Here is a 20,080-nt window from a genome sequence, read left to right as displayed (position 1 = left end):
TAAATGGAGTGGTATGTAGGTGTTTTAAAAAAATATGCAGATTTTAGTGGTAGAGCAAGAAGAAAGGAATACTGGATGTTCTTTTTGATTAACATTATTATAGGAATTGTCCTTGGGTTTTTAGCGACAATTCTTAAGACCAGTATATTAAGTACTATTTATTCGCTAGCCGTACTTATACCAGGAATAGCGGTTTGTATAAGAAGATTACATGATATAGGAAAATCAGGTTGGTGGTGGTTTATAGCCCTAATTCCTTTAGTTGGTCCAATTTGGTTATTAGTTTTAGTCTGTACTGAGGGGGATAGTAGTAATAATCAATATGGTTCGAATCCTAAAACAGTAGTTTAATTAAGTTACTTAATCTAAAATAAAATCACTATCCAATCCGGTAAAAGAGGGTAAAGCTTGCATAATAAGGTTTACTCTTTTTTGATATTCAGATAAATCTTTTATTATTTAAGAGTTTTCAGGGTCAATAGAGGAAATTAGTAGTGGCAATAGATTAATATTGATATGATTCTAAGCTCTAAGATAAAGAACAGTAACTTTGAGCATAGTAAGTATTGGACATATGGTATATTAAAAGAAATGATATAAATAAGGAAATAGATTCCTAGAAATAACAATCAAACAATATTGACATAACGGCATCAATTGATTAGAATAATTACATTAAGAATGACGAATAACTTATTTTAAATAAGAAGAATTTGTTAATACCTATAATATTTATATTTATTAGTGAATACCAAAAAACAATGATGAGACGAGTAACTTATAAAAGCTTTTTCAGAGAGAAGATGCAGTGGTGGGAGCATCTTTAAAGACTATAAGTGAAGACTACCTCGGAGTGATTGTAAAACAATTCGGTGACCCCGTTATCGTCAGTAAAGCGAGTGACTTTAACTTTGGTAAGTTTAAGCATGAATGAATAGTTCTTTATAGGGAGGAAGCATTCATATAACTTAGCCAAGCAAAGTAACAAGGGTGGAACCGCGGGAATACATATCCCCGTCCCTTTTTAAATAAGATGATTATTTAAAAAGGGACGGGGTTTTTTAGGTTCTTTTAATTAAATAATCATTCATGGGTTAAAATAGTTTAAATTTGAAAGGAGTAGAAATAATGATTAAAATTACATTAAAAGATGGCAGTGTTAAAGAGTGTCAAAAAGGCATTACTGTCCTTGGCGTAGCAGAAGAACTTAGCGCAGGACTTGCAAGAATGGCATGTGCAGGTAAAGTAAATGGGGAAATGGTAGACCTTAGAACAGAACTTAATGGAGATTGCAACCTTGAAATCCTTACATTTAATGATAAGGAAGGAAAATGGGCATTCCGTCATACAGCAGCTCATATTTTAGCTCAGGCTGTAAAAAGGGTTTTCCCAGAAGTGAAACTTGCAATTGGACCAGCTATTGAGGATGGTTTTTATTATGATTTTGATACAGAAAGACACTTTGTAGAAGCAGATTTTGAAAAAATTGAAGCTGAAATGAAGAAAATCGTTAAAGAAAAACTTCCTATTGAAAGATTTGAACTTCCTAGAGAAGAAGCTATTAAATTAATGGAAGAAGCAGAAGAACCATATAAAGTAGAATTAATACGTGAGCTTCCAGAAGGTGAGAAAATCACTTTTTACAAACAAGGCGACTTTGTTGATCTTTGCGCAGGACCACACCTTATGAGTACAAAACCTGTAGAAGCGTTCAAAATCTTATCAGCAGCAGGTGCTTACTGGAAAGGGAATGAAAAGAACAAAATGCTTGCGCGTATATACGCAACAGCATTTACTAAAAAAGCAGATTTAGCAGCTCATCTTGAAGCTTTAGAAGAAGCTAAAAAACGTGATCACAACAAGCTTGGTCGTGAACTTAAACTTTTTACAACAGATGAAAAAGTGGGTCAGGGTCTACCCTTACTTATGCCAAAAGGTGCTAGAATTGTTCAAACCCTTCAACGTTTTGTAGAAGATGAGGAAGAAAAAAGAGGTTATGTATTAACTAAAACACCTCTTATGGCTAAAAGTGATCTTTACAAAATGTCAGGTCACTGGGATCACTATAAAGATGGTATGTTCGTACTTGGAGATGAAGAAAAGGATAAAGAGGTATTTGCACTTCGTCCTATGACATGTCCATTCCAATTCACAGTTTATAATGCAGAACAACACAGCTATCGTGATCTCCCAATTCGTTATGGTGAAACTTCTACTTTATTTAGAAATGAATCATCAGGTGAAATGCATGGTCTTATTCGTGTCAGACAGTTCACTATTTCTGAAGGGCATCTTGTATGTACACCAGAACAATTAGAAGATGAATTTAGAGGTGTTATTGAGCTAATCAATTACATGATGGCAACACTTGGCATTGAAAATGATATCAGCTACCGTTTCTCTAAATGGGATCCAGCAAATACTGGAAAATATATTAATGATCCAGAGGCTTGGGAAAGAACAGAAGGTCTCATGAGAAATATATTAGATCACTTACAAATTAATTATGAAGAAGCTGTAGGTGAAGCTGCTTTCTATGGACCAAAACTTGATATTCAATTTAAAAATGTACATGGTAAAGAAGATACAATCATTACTGTACAAATCGACTTTGCTCTTGGAGAAAGGCTTGGTATGACTTATATTGATGCAGATGGTGAGAAAAAACATCCACTTATCATTCACCGTACATCTATTGGCTGCTATGAAAGAACACTTGCTATGCTTATTGAAAAGTATGCAGGACAGTTCCCAACATGGCTTGCACCAGTGGCTGTTAAAGTGCTTCCACTTTCTGATAAATATGCAGACTATGCAGCAGAAGTTGTTAAAGCGTTTAAAGATCATGGTATCTTGAAAGTAGAAGCTGACTATCGTACAGAAAAAATTGGATACAAAATCCGTGAAGCACGTATGGAAAGAATCCCTTATATTGTTGTTGTCGGTGCAGAAGAAATGGAAAACAAAACAGTTTCTGTTCGTAGCCGTCAAAAAGGTGATGAAGGCGTACAAAGTCTTGAAAGCTTCGTTAATCGTGTAGATGAAGAAATCAAAACAAAATTCAATTATCTTAAACACATGGAAATTGAAGAAAACAAATAAGATAGAAATAAATATTTTACGTAAAATAAAAGTTGACAAATAAAATAATGCATGTTAAGATAAATGAGGTTTTAAGGCAAATGATTGCCAGACGAAGTAGAAGCTATTCTTCTCACCTTACAACAAAAGAGTTCGTAAGGTCATACTAATTAAGACATGATTATATTTCATTTAGTATGGATTTTTAGAGAGGTGGATAGTTTCGGCTATCCACCTTATTTAGTTGATATAGCAAATAAATATACTAATAAGGGTATATTATTAAAAGCGGCTCACCCATCGCTTAAAGGGTGATTAAAATAATAAATTTAGGCAAACACAATTTAGGAGGTGCCCGTTATTAACGATTTAATGATCAACGAACAAATTCGTGACAAAGAAGTAAGACTAGTAGGAGCTGATGGCGAACAAATTGGTATTGTTGCTGGCAAAGAAGCACAAAAAATGGCAGCTGAGAAAAACTTAGACTTAGTTAAAATTGCTCCGCAAGCAAAACCACCAGTTTGTAAAATCATGGACTATGGTAAATACAAATTTGATGCAGCAAAGAAAGAAAAAGAAGCGCGTAAAAAACAAAAAGTTGTTAGCGTTAAAGAAGTAAGACTTTCTGCTAGTATTGAAAAACATGACTTTGAAACGAAGATGAAAAATGCAGCTAAATTCCTTAAAGCAGGGGATAAAGTGAAAATTTCAGTTGTATTCCGTGGGCGTGAAATGATGCATACTCATAGAGGTAATGAGCTTCTTGAACAGGCAATAGCTTTAGTAGAAGAAGTGGGAGTAGCAGAACAAAAACCTAAATTAGAAGGTAGAGCAATGGTTATCGTGGTAGCACCAAAATAGTTACCTTTTGATACAAAATAATCAAATGAATAAAGGAGGATCATTTATCATGGCTAAATTAAAATTAAAAACAAATAGAGCAGCTGCAAAACGTTTCAAAGTTACAGGAACTGGTAAATTAAAACGTAATAAAGCTTATAAAAGACATATTTTAACTAAAAAATCTACAAAAACAAAACGTAACTTAAGAAAAGCTGGTATTGTAGATAGCACAAACGAAAAACAAATGAAGAGAATTTTACCATATTTATAAGATACGATAGGAGGTTAAGACAATGGCAAGAGTTAAAGGCGGAATGTCTACTAAAAAAAGACGTAATAGAGTATTAAAATTAGCTAAAGGTTACAGAGGAGCTAAATCAAAACAATTCAGAACAGCTAAACAAGCTGTAATGAAATCATTAAACTACGCATATGTAGGTCGTAAATTAAGAAAAAGAGAATTCAGACGTTTATGGATTGCACGTATTAACGCTGCAGCTCGTTTAAACGGATTATCATATAGCCGTTTCATGAACGGATTAAAAAATGCTAACGTTAACATCAACAGAAAAATGTTATCAGAATTAGCAATCACAAATCCAGCTGCTTTCACACAATTAGTTGAAACAGCTAAAGCTAACTTAAAATAATGCTTTTTGAAGCTACTATTCATGTGATATTCACTGGAATAGTAGCTTTTTTGCATCTGGCTGGTGAATTGTACAAATAGAAATTTGTCGGTGGCTTTACTAGGCTATTTGAGCGGAACTGAGAGAGGGTGACTATCCTACGTGGCTTGGCTCCGTATTTTCAGTAGGCACTAAGCTCACTTTTTTGGATGAACGTCCACAAACTCGGTTCCCGGGGGCACGTGGACTAAGTACCATCCAAAACGTTCGCTAAGTGCCTACTGAAAATACTCCGAAGTTACCCCGCTAGGACAGCTACCCTCTCTCAGTTCTACCAGCAATAACGCGTAAAGTCGCCTTCATTAAGTGTTTTCAAGAAAAAACAAAACTTGTTATTATCTTTTTTCTGCACTTTTCACTTAGGGGTTTGAATACTTAAGAGATCAATAATGCTTGTAAGGCTCCCTAGCTTCCTTACAGAGCTACTTCTTGGCAAAATAGACTTATGGGAAGCTTTATACGTTATTGCCTTGGGCGCCTGTCCCTGGCTTCGAGTATTTTTTAACTGTCGTTACGCCTTCTTTCCACGCTACTTCACTGTCTTGGATGTTTATGAGGTCAATAATGTTTGTGAAAATGAGTGGGTATGGGTGCCTGGAGTAGTGACTTGGGAGCATCTTTTAGAAGCACTTAGTGAACGTTTTAGATGGGTTTTAGGCAGCTGTTTGAACGAAGTGAGTTCTGCCGTTCATCTAAATAAGTGAACTTAGTGTTTCAAAAAAATGTGAACCGGAACAACGGAAGGCACCCATACCCACTCATTTTCTCTCAGACGTACTTCTCATAAACGCCAAGACAAATCTTGCTAATGTTTGTCAAGAAGAATTTTAAGAAATTTCATCTTTAAAAAGGGTAACCTTAATAAACCTACGTATTGTAGATTTTTCAAAAATATATGATAATAAACTCGGATTTACTTATAAAGCTCCATCGCACGAGCGTAGTAAATTCGGAGAAACTTATTTACACCAGCCATTTTGGCTACGTTGTAGGGTTTTCCTTCCTGCTCCTTTTTTAACATAAAAAGGTAGACGGGATCATCTTGAGGTTTTGTCAGTTTGAGAGCCTGCATAACCTCAAAACAAGCTTTTCTGAGGGTGGCACTACCACGTTTTGATATGTGGCGGTTTCTGCTCTCGAATTGCCAGGATTGATAAGGTGGCGCATCATTTCCAGCAAAGGAATTAAGAGCTTTACCACTATGAAAACGGCGAATATCACCAATCTCAGCAAGTATTATTGGACCAAGTCTATCACCTACGCCAGCCATAGCCCTGAGGATTTTATATTCAGGTATGGTTTCAGCCATGGTCTGCATTTGCAGGATAATCTCATCTGCTGCATTCTGTGAAGTTGCTAAAAGGTCTACGCATTGACTTTGAGCAAGCTGAATATATGGGTCTTCACCGCGGGTTGTAATACTGTTAGTGGCAAGCTCATATATTGCCAATCCTTTACTTGGAGCGTGGCGGTCGCAAGTTTTCTTCACAAGTGTTGTATAACTGGAAAGAAAACGTGTTTTGCCGATTTTGTTGATTTCATCAAAAGATTTAAAGCGTTTGATAAAAAGTAATAAAACGCATTGTTCAGGATTCCTGCTCTTTAGAGGAAGTAAGCGAGTAATTCCCGGCATTGTCTGGTCAAGTAGGTTAATCAACTGAACCTTTGTATAGGACACAGAGGAAATTCGTTGATTATATTGCCTTGACAAAAATTTCAGATCTTCATACTTCTGCTCCAATGAGTTATAGGGGACGAGTTTATAAGACTTTTCCAGAGCATATGTAGCAATTCTGATAGCATCTTTTTTATCAGTTTTTGCTTTATGGATTTCAACGTCGGCATATTTTTTCATTTGATATGGATTGATAATGCAGACAGGGAATCCTTCCTGTTGTAGCTTTTTAAGTACTGGATAGTGATAGTGACCTGTATACTCCATGAGAATGGTAATGGGTTCATCAAAGGTACATAAATAGTCAACCAAGGCACACATATCGGATTGAGTATGTGTCATTGTATATGGCTTGACAAGTAAAGAACCATTGGAATTTAAGATAGCAACAGTGCTTTTGGATTTTGAAACATCTATTCCAACAGCAATCATGGGGATACCTCCTTATAGTAGAATATTTGATTGGTTCCAACTCTTCAGTTTCCATTCATATTCGTTGGTTAAACGGGAGCATTTGTATGTCCCAACTTGCTGAATCGAATGCAAGAAAATGAAGGCTAGCTGACACATTTAACTACGGGCGTAATGTCCCAATTTCAAATTCCATCAGCCAATCACCTTCATTATAAAATAAAAGAGTGAAGGCTGCTGAGAACCTTCACTTATATATTACGAATTTCAATTTACAATATACGCTTTGCTAAGAGATGTTGTTTTCAAATTATTTGTAATATGATAAACTGTTTATAAAAGGAGGGAAGGTAATGAAGAAAAAATATGTGGGGATTGTTTTAGTATGTATACTCATTTTAAATTTGTTTCAAGGAATATTGCCCTTGGAAGCTACGCCCAATACGGAAAAACAATTAATTATTCATTATTACAGACCAGATAAGCAGTATGAGGAATGGAATCTATGGATGTGGCTTGACGGAAAAGATGGAAACGTTACCGAATTTACTGAAGAAGATGAATTTGGTGTAAAGGCTATTATTCCTTTAGAGGAAACAGCTAATAAGGTAGGTTTTATTGTAAGAACTAATGATTGGGCAAAAGACGTATCAGATGATCGCTTTGTGGCAACAACAGAAGCTATCAATGAAATATGGCTCGTGTCAGGAGATGAAACGATTTATACAGAAGAGCCTAATCTTTTGGGTGGTACAGTAATACTGCCAGAGCAAGTTACCTTGAATGTACATTATAATAGGTATGATAGAAATTATGAAGATTGGAAACTATGGTTATGGCCTGAAGGTAAAGAGGGGATAAGTTATAATTTTGAAAAGGAAGATGCCTATGGTAAGGTGGCAACCTTTACAGTAAAAGACATAGGATCAATACGTAAGTTAGGGTTTTGGCTCTATAAAAAAGATGTACAAAATAAAGATGTAGAAATAGATCGTTTTATTTCTACTACTAAAGTTGATGAGAATGGAAAAATTGATATTTACTTAAAGCAAGGAGAGGAAAAAGTGGGATACAGTAAAGAAGAAATGTACATTAAGCCTAGTGTGAGCTGGGCAACCATGGATACAATGGAAAGTATTTGTTTAGGTGTTAATGTTCCTTTTGAAACAAAGGAAGATCTTAAAGCGGATTTTAGTGTGACTAAAGCTGGGAAGAAAATAGCAATCAATAAAGTGGAGTTATTAGATGAAATGGAAGGTGGACTAGCTAAAGGTGCTAAGCTTTACTTAGCTGAAACCATTGACTTTAACGGTATTTATGAAGTAGCTAAAGAGGGGTATGAAGCGAAGATAGCTACAGCAGGAGAGATTTTTAATACAGAAGCTTTTAACCAGCTTTATTATTATGAGGGAGACGATTTGGGAGCTAATTATCAAAAAGAACGTACAGCTTTTAAATTATGGGCACCTACAGCCAGTGAAGTCGAAGTCATCCTTTATGATGCAGGTAATGATGGTAAAGTGCTACAAGAAGTGCCAATGACAAAACAAGAAAAAGGTACTTGGAGTGCTACAATTCAAGGTGACCAAAATGCTGTTTATTATACTTATAAGGTACGTATTAACGGAGAATGGCGAGAAGTTGTAGATCCTTATGCAAGAACAACTGGAGTCAATGGCATGAGAGCTATGGTGATTGACCTTGCAGAAACAAACCCAGAAGGGTGGGAAACACAAAAGGGACCAGAGCTTAAAAACCCAACAGATGCCATTATTTATGAACTACATATAAGAGATTTATCAACTCACGAGAATTCAGGGATTACGCATAAAGGTAAATTTCTAGGTTTAACAGAAACTGACACGACAACTAGTACAGGTGTAAAAACAGGCCTTAATCATATAAAAGAATTAGGGGTTACCCATGTTCATTTATTACCAGCTTTTGACTATAGTTCTATTGATGAAACCAAGTTAGAAGAAAGTGATTTTAACTGGGGCTATGATCCACAAAATTATAATGTACCAGAAGGCTCTTATGCCACAGATCCTTATCACGGAGAAGTAAGAGTAAAAGAATTTAAACAGGCTATACAGACGCTTCATCAAAATGATATCGGTGTTATTATGGATGTGGTTTACAATCATACGGCTAAAAGTGCAGACTCCAATTTAAATCTTATTGTACCAGACTATTATTATAGAAAGAATTTAGATGGTAGCTTTTCAAATGGTTCAGGTTGTGGCAATGAAATAGCTTCAGAACGGGCTATGGTAAGAAAAATGATTATAGATTCAGTAGTTTATTGGGCTAAAGAATATAAGATTGATGGTTTTAGATTTGACCTTATGGGCCTGATAGATATTGATACAATGAATGAAATCCGTACTGAATTAGATAAAATCAATCCTAATATTTTAATTTATGGTGAAGGCTGGACAGCTTCTTCCTCTACATTACCTACAAATAAGCAAGCGCTTAAAGTAAATGCAGGAGAATTAAATCATATAGCTGTTTTTAGTGATGATTTTAGAGATGGTATTAAAGGGCATGTTTTTGAAAGTACAGCTTCAGGGTTCGCAAATGGTGGAGCAGGGTTTGAAGAAACAATTAAATTTGGGATTGTAGGAGCAACTAAGCATCCACAAGTTGATTATGCACAGGTAAATTATTCAAAAGCACCTTTTGCAAAATCACCAAGTCAAACAGTTAATTATGTATCAGCTCATGATAACTTAACTTTATGGGATAAGATTGAACTCACTAATCCAGAAGATGGCATGGAAGAGAGACTAAAAATTCATAAATTAAGTAATGCGATGGTACTTACTTCACAAGGTATTCCTTTCTTACATGCAGGTGTAGAATTTGTACGTACTAAGGGTGGTAATGAGAACAGTTTTTCAGCAGGAGATGAGATTAATCAATTAGATTGGAGTAGAAAAATTGGATTTAAAGATGTGTATGATTATTATAGAGGTCTTATAGAGTTAAGAAAAAAACATCCAGCTTTTCGAATGACTACAGCAGAAGAAATTAGTGAGCATTTAACTTTCCTTGAAATGCCTACAGAAGAAATGGTAGGTTACAAAATAAGTGGGCATGCTAATGGAGATGAGTGGGAAGAAATTGTTGTTTTATTTAATGCTAATAAGGAAGAACAAAAAATAGTATTAGATAGAGGAGATTGGGAAGTAGTCGTTAATGATCAAGTGGCGGGTATAGTACCTATAGAGAACATAGTAGGTAATGAAGTTGTGGTACCTAGTAGAAGTGCAATGGTATTAGTAAAGGCAAAAGGAGTAGAGACAAGTACAGATCAACAAGTAGATAGTCAAAATGAAACAACCAGGTCTCAAGCTAAAACAATAGCTTACATTGTAGGTGGTGTTGCAGTAGCAGTAGTAGCTGCTTTTGGTGTGAGAAGAAGGTTGAAAAATAAGCATTAAAGAAATGATGTTAAGCATTTAAAAAAGGCGCTATGATAAGATGAATCATAGCACCTTTTTTTATGCTTATGCAAAAATGAATGATGAAGTATTATATATAGATAAAAGCTAGGCTAAGAGCAATAGAAACAATGGTGCTAATTAAAGCAATCATTAAGTGAACTCTCTTTTTGCTAAAAAAATAAACAATAATATAGAAACTTCCTAAAGCAAGTCCTAAAAACGAAAGAAAGTTGGCAAAAGGTAGAAAGAAGTTAATGCCTATATATAGTAGAAAAAAAGTAATAGCTAAGGTAAGGACATTGTAAATATGGATATAGTCGATCACGTTACTTTTTGTGGGACGTTTCATAGAGACCTCCTAAAATGGACAATAAGTATTTATTATTAAGTTATGATAAAGTAGATAAAATATGCTTGTTTTTTGAAAAATTCTTCTTTATAGCTACATAATGACATGTTATAAAGATAAGGTGGTGACAGAATAAAAGTACTAGTTAAAATAGTGAGTGAATGACTAAAGTGAGGGAAGATAGCCATAAAATTATAAGTTTTTTATTAATTAATTGAATTTTAATTGAAAATTAAGGATTGTCACTTATAATAATGGTTAGTAAGTATAGCGTTATAGCTATATGCAAAAACAAAGGCATTAAAGGAGGATTATATGAAAGGCAAAAAGAAGTACATCATTATTAGTGTAGTGGGTATTATGATTGTATTGGGTGTTATTGCAAGTATGAATAAACCAGAAGTGGAAGAAACAATCGGAGGTTATAAAGAAGGACCACGTGTACAAGTTGAGAAAATTAAAAAAGATAATATAGAGGCAAAAATTTCTTCAAGTGGTAAATTAAAAGCAGTTGATAGCCAAACTGTTTATCTTGATGCAAGTAATAAAATTATTACCATTAATAAAGAAGTAGGCGATACCGTAAAGCAAGGAGAAGTGATTTTAGTATTAGATCAGGAAGCAGAACTTTCAAGTCAAAAAAACCTAGAAGCTTTAGAAGCACAGCTAGTAGCAGCTAAAGAGAGTTTAAATCAGTTACTTGGTGCAGCTTCTAAAGGAGATATTTTAAGCGCACAGGCTACTTTGACACAATTAAAAAACAACAGAAAAGATACAGAAACAAGTATAACAAATAAAAAAGTAGACTTATCAAATTTAGAAAAAGATTTAAAACAAGCTGAAACAGATTTAAAAGTGAACGAGGAACTTTTTGAAGCTGGGGCTTTATCACAAAAAGACTTAGATGATTCTAAAGATAAGGTGACAACTTTAAAACAGAATATTGATCAGATGAAAACTGCTATTATTAGTCTTGAATCAAGTTTAAAACAAATGGACTTACAAATTGAAACAGCTCAGTACAATTTGGATTTATTAAATAATAAAGTAGAAGATAGTAATAAAAAGCAACAAATTGCTTCAGCTGAAGGTCAAATTAAAAGCTTAGAAAGTCAAATTTATACCGCTAAAAATAATTTACAAAATACGTCAACAAGTGTAGTAGCCCCTATAAATGGTGTTATTACTTACTTACCAGAAGAAGAGGGGATGCCTGTAACAGCAGGAAGTAAAATTTTAACGATTGTAGATCCTAGCAAATTAGAAGTAACTTGTGACATTTCACCTTATTACGCAGCAGACCTAAGAGTTGGTCTAGATGCAGTTATTAAATATACAGGTTCTAAAACCATTGAAGTAGCAGGTAAAGTTGCTAAGGTGGCAGCTGTAGCAGATGTCAAACAAAGTTCTAGTGGTGAAACAGTTTCACTTCCAGTTAAAGTAGAAGTAACACAGCCGGGTGAAGTAATTAAACCAGGTTTTTCTGTAGATGTTAAAATTATTACTGATACAAGAACTGATGTATGTGTAGCACCTATTTTAGCAGTTATGGAAGATGATGATAAAAACTATTATGTTTATGTAGTGGCTGAAGATGGAATCATTAGTAGAAAAGATGTTAAGCAAGGTTTAAGTAATGGTCTATATACCGAAATCGAAGGGGTACAAGAAGGGGAATTAGTTGTAAGTAATCCAGCTGATTACTTAGCAGAAGGAACTAAAGTGTCTTATGAGAAGTTAGGTGATGAACAATGATAGATATTCAAAAAGTGAATAAAATTTATAGAAATGGTCGCCTAGAACTCCAAGCTTTATTTGATATTGACTTCAAGGTAGAAAAAGAAGAGTTCGTATCTATCATGGGGGCTTCTGGTTCAGGTAAATCAACCTTTTTGCAAATTCTAGGCTGTCTTGACCATGCTACGAGTGGTACTTACATATTAGATGGGATAAATGTTTCTGAAGCAAAGGATAAAGATTTCTCAAGAATTAGAAATCAAAAAATAGGCTTTGTCTTTCAATCCTTTAATTTATTACCTAAACTTACTATTACTGAAAATGTAGAACTACCTATGATGTATGCAGGTATTAAGCCTAGAGAGAGAAGAGAACGTGCAGTTGATGCACTTATTAGAGTGGGGTTAGGGAATCGTATTAAGCATACGCCCAATGAAATCTCAGGGGGGCAGAGACAAAGGGTAGCAATTGCCAGAGCCCTTGTTAATAATCCAGCTATCATTTTAGCTGATGAACCTACAGGAAACCTAGATAGTAAATCGAGTGTAGAAATAATGAATATTTTTCAAGGCTTAAATAATGAAGGTGTTACGATTGTTATGGTTACCCATGAACCAGATATTGCAGAATTCACTAAAAGAAGAGTTGTATTTAGAGACGGCATCATTATTGATGATGCACCTATACAAAATAGGAGAGGAATATCCTAATGAATATGTTAGGTGAAAGTATTAAATCTGCAATTAAACAACTCATGGGAAATAAGGGGAGAACGATCCTTACAATGTTAGGTATGTTTATTGGTGTAGGGGCTGTTATTATGATTTTGGCATTAGGAACAGGCTTTCAAACTTATATTAAGAGTTCCTTTATGGATATGGGTTTAGGTGTGTTTCAAGTGAGCGCAAAAGAAGAAAAGTCAGAATATAAGATTGATACAGAAGATGTTAATTTGATTAAATCACTGCCGGAAATTGAGAGTGTTGTGAGAGGAAATGATAGTAGAGGAAATCTTTACACACAAAAGGGTGAGAGTTTTCTGTGCAATATTTCAGGTATTGAACCTGACTATGTCAATGAAATTTCACCACTAGATATTTTAGCTGGTAGAAATCTAAATGATAAAGATGAAGAAGCTTATAGTAATTCAGTGGTGATTGCAGATGTTGTATCTAAAGCACTTTACGGTGAAAAATCTTATGAGAGAGTAGTGGGAGAACAGATTGAAATAACTATTAATAAGCAGCCCATTAGTTTTCAAATAGTAGGTGTTTATAAAACTAATAGTTCAAAGGATTTAAGTAGAAAAGAACTAGACCGTATGATTACACAAAAAACTTTTTACATACCCTATAGCAAACTGGATCAGCTTTTAGGTTTAGGTGGTTCTGTAAGAACTATTGCAGGTATTGTAAAGGGTGGTTATGATCAAAGTGAAGTAACAACAAGAATTGGACAAATCCTTAATAAAAGACATCATTTAAAAGATGGTTATGCTATTCAAACTTATGTACAAATTATGCAAATGGTAGATAGTGTCATGAATATTGTTACTTTATTTATTAGTGCCATAGCGAGTATTTCTCTTGTAGTAGGTGGCGTTGGTATTATGAATATTATGCTTGTTACAGTTAAAGAGCGAACGAGAGAAATAGGTATTCGTAAGGCGTTAGGAGCTTCTAATAAAGATGTACTGGTACAATTTCTAATCGAAGCCTTGATGGTAACACTAATAGCAGGAATATTAGGGATGTTATTAGGATATATAGGTGCGATGATGATTGGTAATCAACTAGGCATTATGGCTGAGTTTACATTAGGAATGATTTTATTTGCAACCCTAACCTCGGTGACTATCGGCCTTGTATTCGGCGTATATCCTGCTTATCAAGCAGCGCAACTAGACCCTATAGAAGCCTTAAGAGCAGATTAAGAAAGGAAGGAATAAGAAATGAGAGAAACACTAAAAAATGCCTTAAGTCAGCTTAAAGGCAATAAACTAAGAACCTTCCTTACAATGCTAGGCATGCTAATTGGTATTAGTGCGGTTATTATTATTTTAAGCCTAGGAGAAGGTGTAAAAGGCTATGTTAATGGTCAGTTTAGTAGTGTGGGAAAAGGAACCATTCAAATTATGACCATGGATTATTCTGAGGATAATTTGTTAACGCCAGAGGATTTTGATGTGATTAGTCAAATCCCGGAAGTAATGGATGTTTTACCTTATCATGAACAATATATAGGCACAGCTAAGAATTATAAGAAGGAAGAAAAAACCTTAATGCTTTTTGGCATTACTCATGACTATGAAAAGGTACAGTCTATCAGTCTTAAGTATGGAAGGATGTTTTTAGAGCAAGACGAAACTTTAAGAAGTAATGTAATCATAGTAGAAGATAATTTTGCAAAAATCATGTTCAATGTCAAAGATCCTAAATATGCTTTAGGAAAAAGCATTGATATGAATATTGGTGGAGAAGTACAAAACTTTGAAATTGTTGGTGTTACAAAAAGTTATTATCCATCAGCAGCACCTGAGGAAATGATTGCACCTATTGTCTATTTACCATTTGCTACAGCAGATAAATATTTACAGGGAGGTGAAGGCAAGTCTTATGAAGCAATGGTTATTATTAATGAGGACTATGAAGCTTCAGATTACAGTACCCCTATTAGAAAGTTACTTGAGAAAAGACATGGTAAAGAAGATATTTATATGGTTATGTCTGTAATGGAAGCCACTAATACATATAATGATGTTTTAGACAAATTAAATTTATTTACGAGTATTGTAGCGGCTGTTTCACTTTTGGTAGGTGGTATTGGCATCATGAATATTATGATGGTAACTGTTAAAGAACGTACAAGGGAAATTGGAATAAGAAAAGCTTTAGGGGCTACCGATCGTCAGATTTTAACCCAATTTTTAATCGAGGCGCTTATGTTGACTTTGTTAGGCGGTATAACAGGTCTTTTAGTAGGCTATTTTGGCGGAGTGTTACTTGCATCAGCTATAGGAATAACTGCTCAATTGACAGCGGGGATGATTATTTTCTCAGTAGGTACTTCGAGCAGTATTGGTATTATATTTGGTGTTTATCCAGCTTATAAAGCTGCTAAATTAGATCCTGTTGAAGCACTAAGGGAAGAATAAACAAAGACTTTAATGTAATTTTAATAAAACTGTTATCAAACATTCAGAATAATGATATATAATTAAAAATAGATAGAACATTATAAGTTTATAAAGCGTTTGAATAGAAATAGAGGAGGAAGAGGATGAAACTAAATAAAGGAATAAAAAAAGCACTGTTACTTTTGTCGGTGACTTCTTTAATAACAACATCAGTACTAGCAGCACCAGTTACAGAGAAAAAAGAATTGGATTTAGATTATGCCATAACTATGGCAATTAGTAAAGATGAGACATTAGGAGAGTATGCGAGAAATACTGCAGTTTATACAGAGCAAAAGAAATCAATAGAGAATATAGGCTCTGTAGAATATAGTTCAAAAAAAATCGCTATAGAAGAATTAAATCAAAAAAAACAATTTCAAAAAGATCGTATTACTAAGGAGGTTACAGAACAGTATCAAAATATAGTTTTATTGCAAAGGAATATTGAACTTTTAAAAAAGCAAATTAACTTAAATGAAAATCAAGTAAAACAAGTTACCATAAAGAAAGAAAAAGGCTTTTGTGATGAGCTAACTTATGAGCAGGCAGTTCAGAGTTTAGAGGAATCAAAGGTAAAAAAAGAACAGACAGAGAAAAATTTAGGAGATGCAAAAAAGAGCTTTCTTAATCTTACTAACATAAACACTGATAACTATATTTTAAAAGAAGAGAATACTTACGAGCCTTTTGTGTTAGACCAAAGTATTAATTCTTATGCTACAGCGATGGCAACCAAACTTTTAAAATATGAAAATGAAAAGGTTAATTTGAGTGAGGACGACTTTAAAGAAAACATTTATAAATCAGGTGTTGGAGGAACAGGGCCTAAATATTCTGACTACCTAGAACAAAAAATAAATGTAGAAAATTCAAAGGTAAAACTACAAACTAGCTATGATAAGTATAGATTACTAATTGAAACCCAATATACAGTACTAAGTGCACAGCTAGATAGCATAAACACAAAAGCAAATGAGTATAAAAATAGTGTAAAAGAGATGAAAGCATTAGAAATTAAATACAAGGCAGGCTATATAAGTACACTTGATTATGAGACACAAAAAGTTGCTTTAGATGCCAAACAAGTAGATTATTTAAATGAAGTTTATAAATACAATATTTTAAAAATGCAGTTTGAGAAACCGTGGACAATGAGCGAATATAGTTTTTAATACAATATATTTTAAGAATAGAAGTGCATCACTAGAGGTGTACTTCTATTCTTTTGTGTAGAGATAAATATAAAAGCTTATAAATCTTATAAAAAGAAATAATTAGATTAAAAGTATCTATACTAAACATTAAGTTTGGTAAGAATAAATTTTTTGTGGTTTTGTATTGACGTATTTAGAAGAAATATGTATAATTTTCTATGGCAAGTTTAATGGATGTAAACAAAAAGTTTATTTATATATACTGTAATACACAGAGGGGGCTAGATAATATGGATATTGGGGCTAAGATTAATCAGCTTCGTAAGAAGAATGGTTTAACCCAAGAAGAACTAGCAGATAGGTGTGAGCTTTCAAAAGGCTTCATTTCTCAAGTAGAAAGAGGTTTAACTTCACCTTCTATTGCCACACTCATTGATATATTAGAGTGTTTAGGCACTAATCTAAAGGATTTCTTTAATGAATCCAGTCAAGAAAAAATTGTTTTCACAAAAGAAGATGTTTTTGAAAAAGAGGATAAAGATCATAATAATATGATTACATGGCTTATCCCAAATGCACAAAAAAATGATATGGAACCCATCCTGATACATATTGAACCAGGAGGAAAATCTAGTGTGGGAGCACCTCATGATGGAGAAGAATTTGGTTATGTGATTGCAGGTAATGTATATGTTCACTTAGGTAACAAGAAGTTTAAAGCGAAAAAAGGTGACAGCTTTTATTTTAGACCAACAAGTGACCATTATCTTCACAATCCAGGGAAGACCAAAGCTATCGTTCTATGGGTTGCTACGCCACCAAGTTTTTAAAGGAGTAGATGGAAATGACAGAAGAGTTAGCTACCAAAGATTATATTATTGATTTAAAGCATATTACCAAGAAATATGATGATAATTTAGTTTTAGATGATATTAATATGTATATAAGACGCAATGAATTTTTGACTTTACTAGGTCCTAGTGGTTGTGGAAAAACAACCTTGCTTCGTATTATTGGTGGTTTTGAAGAATGTACAAATGGAGAAGTCCTTTTTGAAGGTAAAAACATTGCAGATTTACCACCTTATAAAAGAAAAATTAATACCGTTTTTCAAAAGTACGCTTTATTTCCACATATGAATGTAGAAGATAACATTGCTTTTGGACTTCAAATTAAGAAAATGGATAAGAAAGTTATTAAAGAAAAAGTAAAAGAAATGTTAGCATTAGTTAATCTTGCAGGTTATGAAAAGCGTTCAGTAGATTCATTAAGTGGTGGACAACAACAACGTATTGCTATTGCAAGAGCCTTAGTTAACGAACCAGAGGTACTTCTTTTAGATGAGCCTTTAGGTGCCCTTGATTTAAAACTTAGAAAAGGGATGCAATTGGAGCTTAAACGTATTCAGCAAAAAGTAGGTATTACCTTTATTTTTGTAACTCATGACCAAGAAGAAGCTTTAAGCATGTCCGATACAATTGCAGTTATGAAAGATGGTAAAGTGCAACAGATTGGTAGTCCTATTGATATTTATAATGAACCTAAAAATGCCTTTGTAGCAGATTTTATTGGTGAAAGTAATATTTTGCAAGGGACTATGTTAAAAGATTACTTAGTAAAATTCCATGATACAGAATTTGAATGTGTGGACTTTGGTTTTACGGAAAATGAACCCATTGATGTAGTTGTAAGACCAGAAGATATTCTAATTGTATCAGCTGACAAGGGGATGTTAACAGGTGTTGTAGAAGCTGTTACCTTTAAAGGGGTACATTATGAAATGTCTATTCGTTCAAAGGGATTTTTATGGACAGTTCATTCCACAACAATGTCACAGGTAGGAGAAGAAGTAGGGATGGTTATTACACCTGCTGAAATCCATATTATGAAAAGGAGGTAGATGAGATGAATAGAAGGTCTTTAGCTTTTCCTTATTTAATATGGTCAGCTATTTTTATCATTGTACCACTCCTTTTAATTGTGTATTATAGCTTTCAAAAAGCAGGAAGTTTTAGTCTGGCAAACTATCAGCAGTTTATGGAACCTGCCTACTTAGAAGCTTTTTGGAAGTCTATTAAGTTAGCTTTTATTTGTACAGTGGTATGCTTAGTCTTAGCTTATCCTTTAGCCATGATTTTAAGTAGTAAAGAAATGTCTGGCAAAAGTATTATTTTAGTATTGGTCATTCTTCCAATGTGGATGAATTCCCTTTTAAGAACCTATGCTTGGGCAAACCTGCTTGAAAATAATGGTGTTATCAATAGTTTTCTTGAAGTGTTAGGCTTTTCTAAGGTTAAGTTTTTGTATGGTAATGGTGGTGTTATTTTTGGTATGGTTTATAACTTCTTTCCTTTTATGGTGCTACCTATTTACAATGTACTTTGTAAAATTGACCATAGTTTAATAGAAGCTTCCTATGACTTAGGTGCTAATAAAATGACTACTTTTAGAAAAGTTATTTTACCATTAAGTATGCCAGGGGTATTAACAGGTATTATTATGGTGTTTATGCCAGCACTTACTACTTTCCTTATTACTAGACTTTTAGGTGGTGGTAAGGTAATGCTTATTGGTAATGTCATAGAAGAACAATTTACACGTACAGGTAATATGGGCTTTGGTTCGGCTGTTTCCATGTTACTCATGATAGTAGTCCTTATTACTCTAGGCTTTATGTCTAAAAAAGGTGCGTTTGATAAAGGAGGGGGACTATTTTGATAAAATTTTTAAAGCGCTTTTATCTTGTAGCCATTTTAGTAATCATGTATGCCCCTGTTGCACTACTGATGATTTTTTCGTTTAATGATTCAAAGCTTCCTATATGGAGAGGCTTTACTTTAGATTGGTATAAGCAAATGCTAGTTGATACCAGTATTCAAGAAGCTTTTATGAATACTATTGTGATAGCCCTAGTATCCTCACTGATTGCTACTGTAATTGGAACTTTGGCTGCTATAGGCATTAATCGTATGAGAGGTTGGCAAAAGAAATGGGTCATGAATGTGACTTATATACCTCTTTTAAGTCCTGATATCGTTATTGGTATTTCACTAATGATGTTATTTTCGTTTATTCATATGCCATTTGGTATTGTAACACTTATTATTTCACATATTACCTTTAGTGTACCTTATGTGATTTTATCTATTATGCCAAAGCTTAAGCAGATGAATTACAACCTTTATGAAGCCGCTTTAGATTTAGGAGCTACACCTTTTTATGCATTTAAGAAAGTGATTTTACCAGAGATTTTACCAGGTGTTGTGGCAGGAGCTTTCATTGCTTTTACCCTTTCACTTGATGATTTCGTTGTAAGTTTCTTTAATAAAGGAGCAGGAGTGGATACACTTCCTATTAAAATCTATTCCATGGCTCGTAAAGGCGTTAATCCAACCATTAATGCCATCTCAACATTGATGTTTACAGCAATTATGATCATTCTTTTAATAAGTAATCTCCGTGTGAATAAAAAAGTAAAAGATGATCAGTATGAATAAAAAGGATTTTA

Annotated in this window: 18 protein-coding genes and 1 other annotated feature; of the genes, 16 read left to right on the top strand and 2 right to left on the bottom strand. The window is 33.9% G+C overall.

Annotated elements, in window-relative coordinates:
- The first annotated feature begins 3 nt into the window (after window positions 1-3).
- The 6 genes from CLOLE_RS14710 to CLOLE_RS14685 all read left to right on the top strand — a co-directional run bounded on the left by CLOLE_RS14710 (window position 4) and on the right by CLOLE_RS14685 (window position 5,320).
- Window positions 4-351 carry a DUF805 domain-containing protein gene (locus CLOLE_RS14710; RefSeq protein ID WP_013657926.1) on the top strand — a complete coding sequence of 116 codons (348 nt, stop codon included), beginning with the start codon at window positions 4-6 and terminating at the stop codon, window positions 349-351.
- A 401-nt stretch (window positions 352-752) separates the two neighbouring features.
- Window positions 753-1,025, top strand: a binding site (T-box leader).
- A gap of 103 nt (window positions 1,026-1,128) precedes the next feature.
- A complete protein-coding gene (thrS, locus tag CLOLE_RS14705; protein WP_013657925.1) occupies window positions 1,129-3,102 on the top strand; it encodes a threonine--tRNA ligase in 1,974 nt (657 codons plus the stop codon).
- A gap of 351 nt (window positions 3,103-3,453) precedes the next feature.
- Window positions 3,454-3,945: a translation initiation factor IF-3 gene (gene infC / locus CLOLE_RS14700; protein WP_041713039.1), complete on the top strand. Its 492-nt coding sequence runs from the start codon at window positions 3,454-3,456 to the stop codon at window positions 3,943-3,945.
- A gap of 49 nt (window positions 3,946-3,994) precedes the next feature.
- Window positions 3,995-4,198, top strand: coding sequence for a 50S ribosomal protein L35 (rpmI, locus tag CLOLE_RS14695; protein WP_013657923.1), 204 nt, complete (start codon window positions 3,995-3,997; stop codon window positions 4,196-4,198).
- A 22-nt stretch (window positions 4,199-4,220) separates the two neighbouring features.
- Window positions 4,221-4,577, top strand: a complete 357-nt coding sequence (rplT, locus tag CLOLE_RS14690) for a 50S ribosomal protein L20 (RefSeq protein ID WP_013657922.1) — start codon at window positions 4,221-4,223, stop codon at window positions 4,575-4,577.
- 428 nt (window positions 4,578-5,005) lie between these two features.
- Window positions 5,006-5,320 carry a hypothetical protein gene (locus CLOLE_RS14685; RefSeq protein ID WP_041713037.1) on the top strand — a complete coding sequence of 105 codons (315 nt, stop codon included), beginning with the start codon at window positions 5,006-5,008 and terminating at the stop codon, window positions 5,318-5,320.
- Window positions 5,321-5,529: 209 nt separating this feature from the next.
- On the opposite strand, the gene CLOLE_RS14680 is transcribed toward CLOLE_RS14685, so the two are convergent.
- Complete coding sequence (locus CLOLE_RS14680) at window positions 5,530-6,723, bottom strand: IS110 family RNA-guided transposase (protein ID WP_013657921.1); 1,194 nt, start codon at window positions 6,721-6,723, stop codon at window positions 5,530-5,532.
- 332 nt (window positions 6,724-7,055) lie between these two features.
- Here CLOLE_RS14680 and pulA point away from each other — a divergent pair, with 332 nt between their 5' ends.
- Entirely contained in the window at window positions 7,056-10,151 is a 3,096-nt protein-coding gene (pulA, locus tag CLOLE_RS14675) for a type I pullulanase (protein ID WP_013657920.1), read from the top strand.
- 91 nt (window positions 10,152-10,242) lie between these two features.
- On the opposite strand, the gene CLOLE_RS14670 is transcribed toward pulA, so the two are convergent.
- Window positions 10,243-10,503, bottom strand: coding sequence for a hypothetical protein (locus CLOLE_RS14670; protein WP_013657919.1), 261 nt, complete (start codon window positions 10,501-10,503; stop codon window positions 10,243-10,245).
- A gap of 315 nt (window positions 10,504-10,818) precedes the next feature.
- On the opposite strand from CLOLE_RS14670, the gene CLOLE_RS14665 reads away from it, so the two are divergent.
- From CLOLE_RS14665 to CLOLE_RS14625, 9 genes are all read left to right on the top strand, one after another.
- Window positions 10,819-12,258 carry an efflux RND transporter periplasmic adaptor subunit gene (locus tag CLOLE_RS14665; RefSeq protein WP_013657918.1) on the top strand — a complete coding sequence of 480 codons (1,440 nt, stop codon included), beginning with the start codon at window positions 10,819-10,821 and terminating at the stop codon, window positions 12,256-12,258.
- The gene (locus tag CLOLE_RS14660; RefSeq protein WP_013657917.1) at window positions 12,255-12,950 is read left to right on the top strand and encodes an ABC transporter ATP-binding protein; all 696 of its coding nucleotides are present in this window, start codon (window positions 12,255-12,257) and stop codon (window positions 12,948-12,950) included. The genes CLOLE_RS14665 and CLOLE_RS14660 overlap by 4 nt, the downstream gene beginning before the upstream one ends.
- Window positions 12,950-14,173 carry an ABC transporter permease gene (locus tag CLOLE_RS14655; RefSeq protein ID WP_013657916.1) on the top strand — a complete coding sequence of 408 codons (1,224 nt, stop codon included), beginning with the start codon at window positions 12,950-12,952 and terminating at the stop codon, window positions 14,171-14,173. The genes CLOLE_RS14660 and CLOLE_RS14655 overlap by 1 nt, the downstream gene beginning before the upstream one ends.
- A gap of 18 nt (window positions 14,174-14,191) precedes the next feature.
- Entirely contained in the window at window positions 14,192-15,394 is a 1,203-nt protein-coding gene (locus tag CLOLE_RS14650) for an ABC transporter permease (protein WP_013657915.1), read from the top strand.
- A gap of 125 nt (window positions 15,395-15,519) precedes the next feature.
- On the top strand, window positions 15,520-16,590 hold the full coding sequence (locus CLOLE_RS14645) for a TolC family protein (protein ID WP_013657914.1): 1,071 nt from the start codon (window positions 15,520-15,522) through the stop codon (window positions 16,588-16,590).
- 272 nt (window positions 16,591-16,862) lie between these two features.
- Entirely contained in the window at window positions 16,863-17,402 is a 540-nt protein-coding gene (locus tag CLOLE_RS14640; RefSeq protein WP_013657913.1) for a helix-turn-helix domain-containing protein, read from the top strand.
- A gap of 14 nt (window positions 17,403-17,416) precedes the next feature.
- Window positions 17,417-18,472 (top strand): spermidine/putrescine ABC transporter ATP-binding protein, encoded by a 1,056-nt coding sequence (gene potA / locus CLOLE_RS14635; protein WP_013657912.1) that lies wholly within the window; start codon window positions 17,417-17,419, stop codon window positions 18,470-18,472.
- A gap of 5 nt (window positions 18,473-18,477) precedes the next feature.
- On the top strand, window positions 18,478-19,290 hold the full coding sequence (locus CLOLE_RS14630) for an ABC transporter permease (protein ID WP_013657911.1): 813 nt from the start codon (window positions 18,478-18,480) through the stop codon (window positions 19,288-19,290).
- Window positions 19,287-20,069 (top strand): ABC transporter permease, encoded by a 783-nt coding sequence (locus CLOLE_RS14625; protein WP_013657910.1) that lies wholly within the window; start codon window positions 19,287-19,289, stop codon window positions 20,067-20,069. The genes CLOLE_RS14630 and CLOLE_RS14625 overlap by 4 nt, the downstream gene beginning before the upstream one ends.
- Window positions 20,070-20,080 lie beyond the last annotated feature (11 nt).

Origin of the sequence: Cellulosilyticum lentocellum DSM 5427 (assembly GCF_000178835.2) — a bacterium.
Taxonomy (GTDB): Bacteria; Bacillota; Clostridia; order Lachnospirales; family Cellulosilyticaceae; genus Cellulosilyticum; species Cellulosilyticum lentocellum.
Note: the sequence above shows the minus strand (reverse complement) of the source record. Positions and strands in the feature narration are given on the sequence as shown.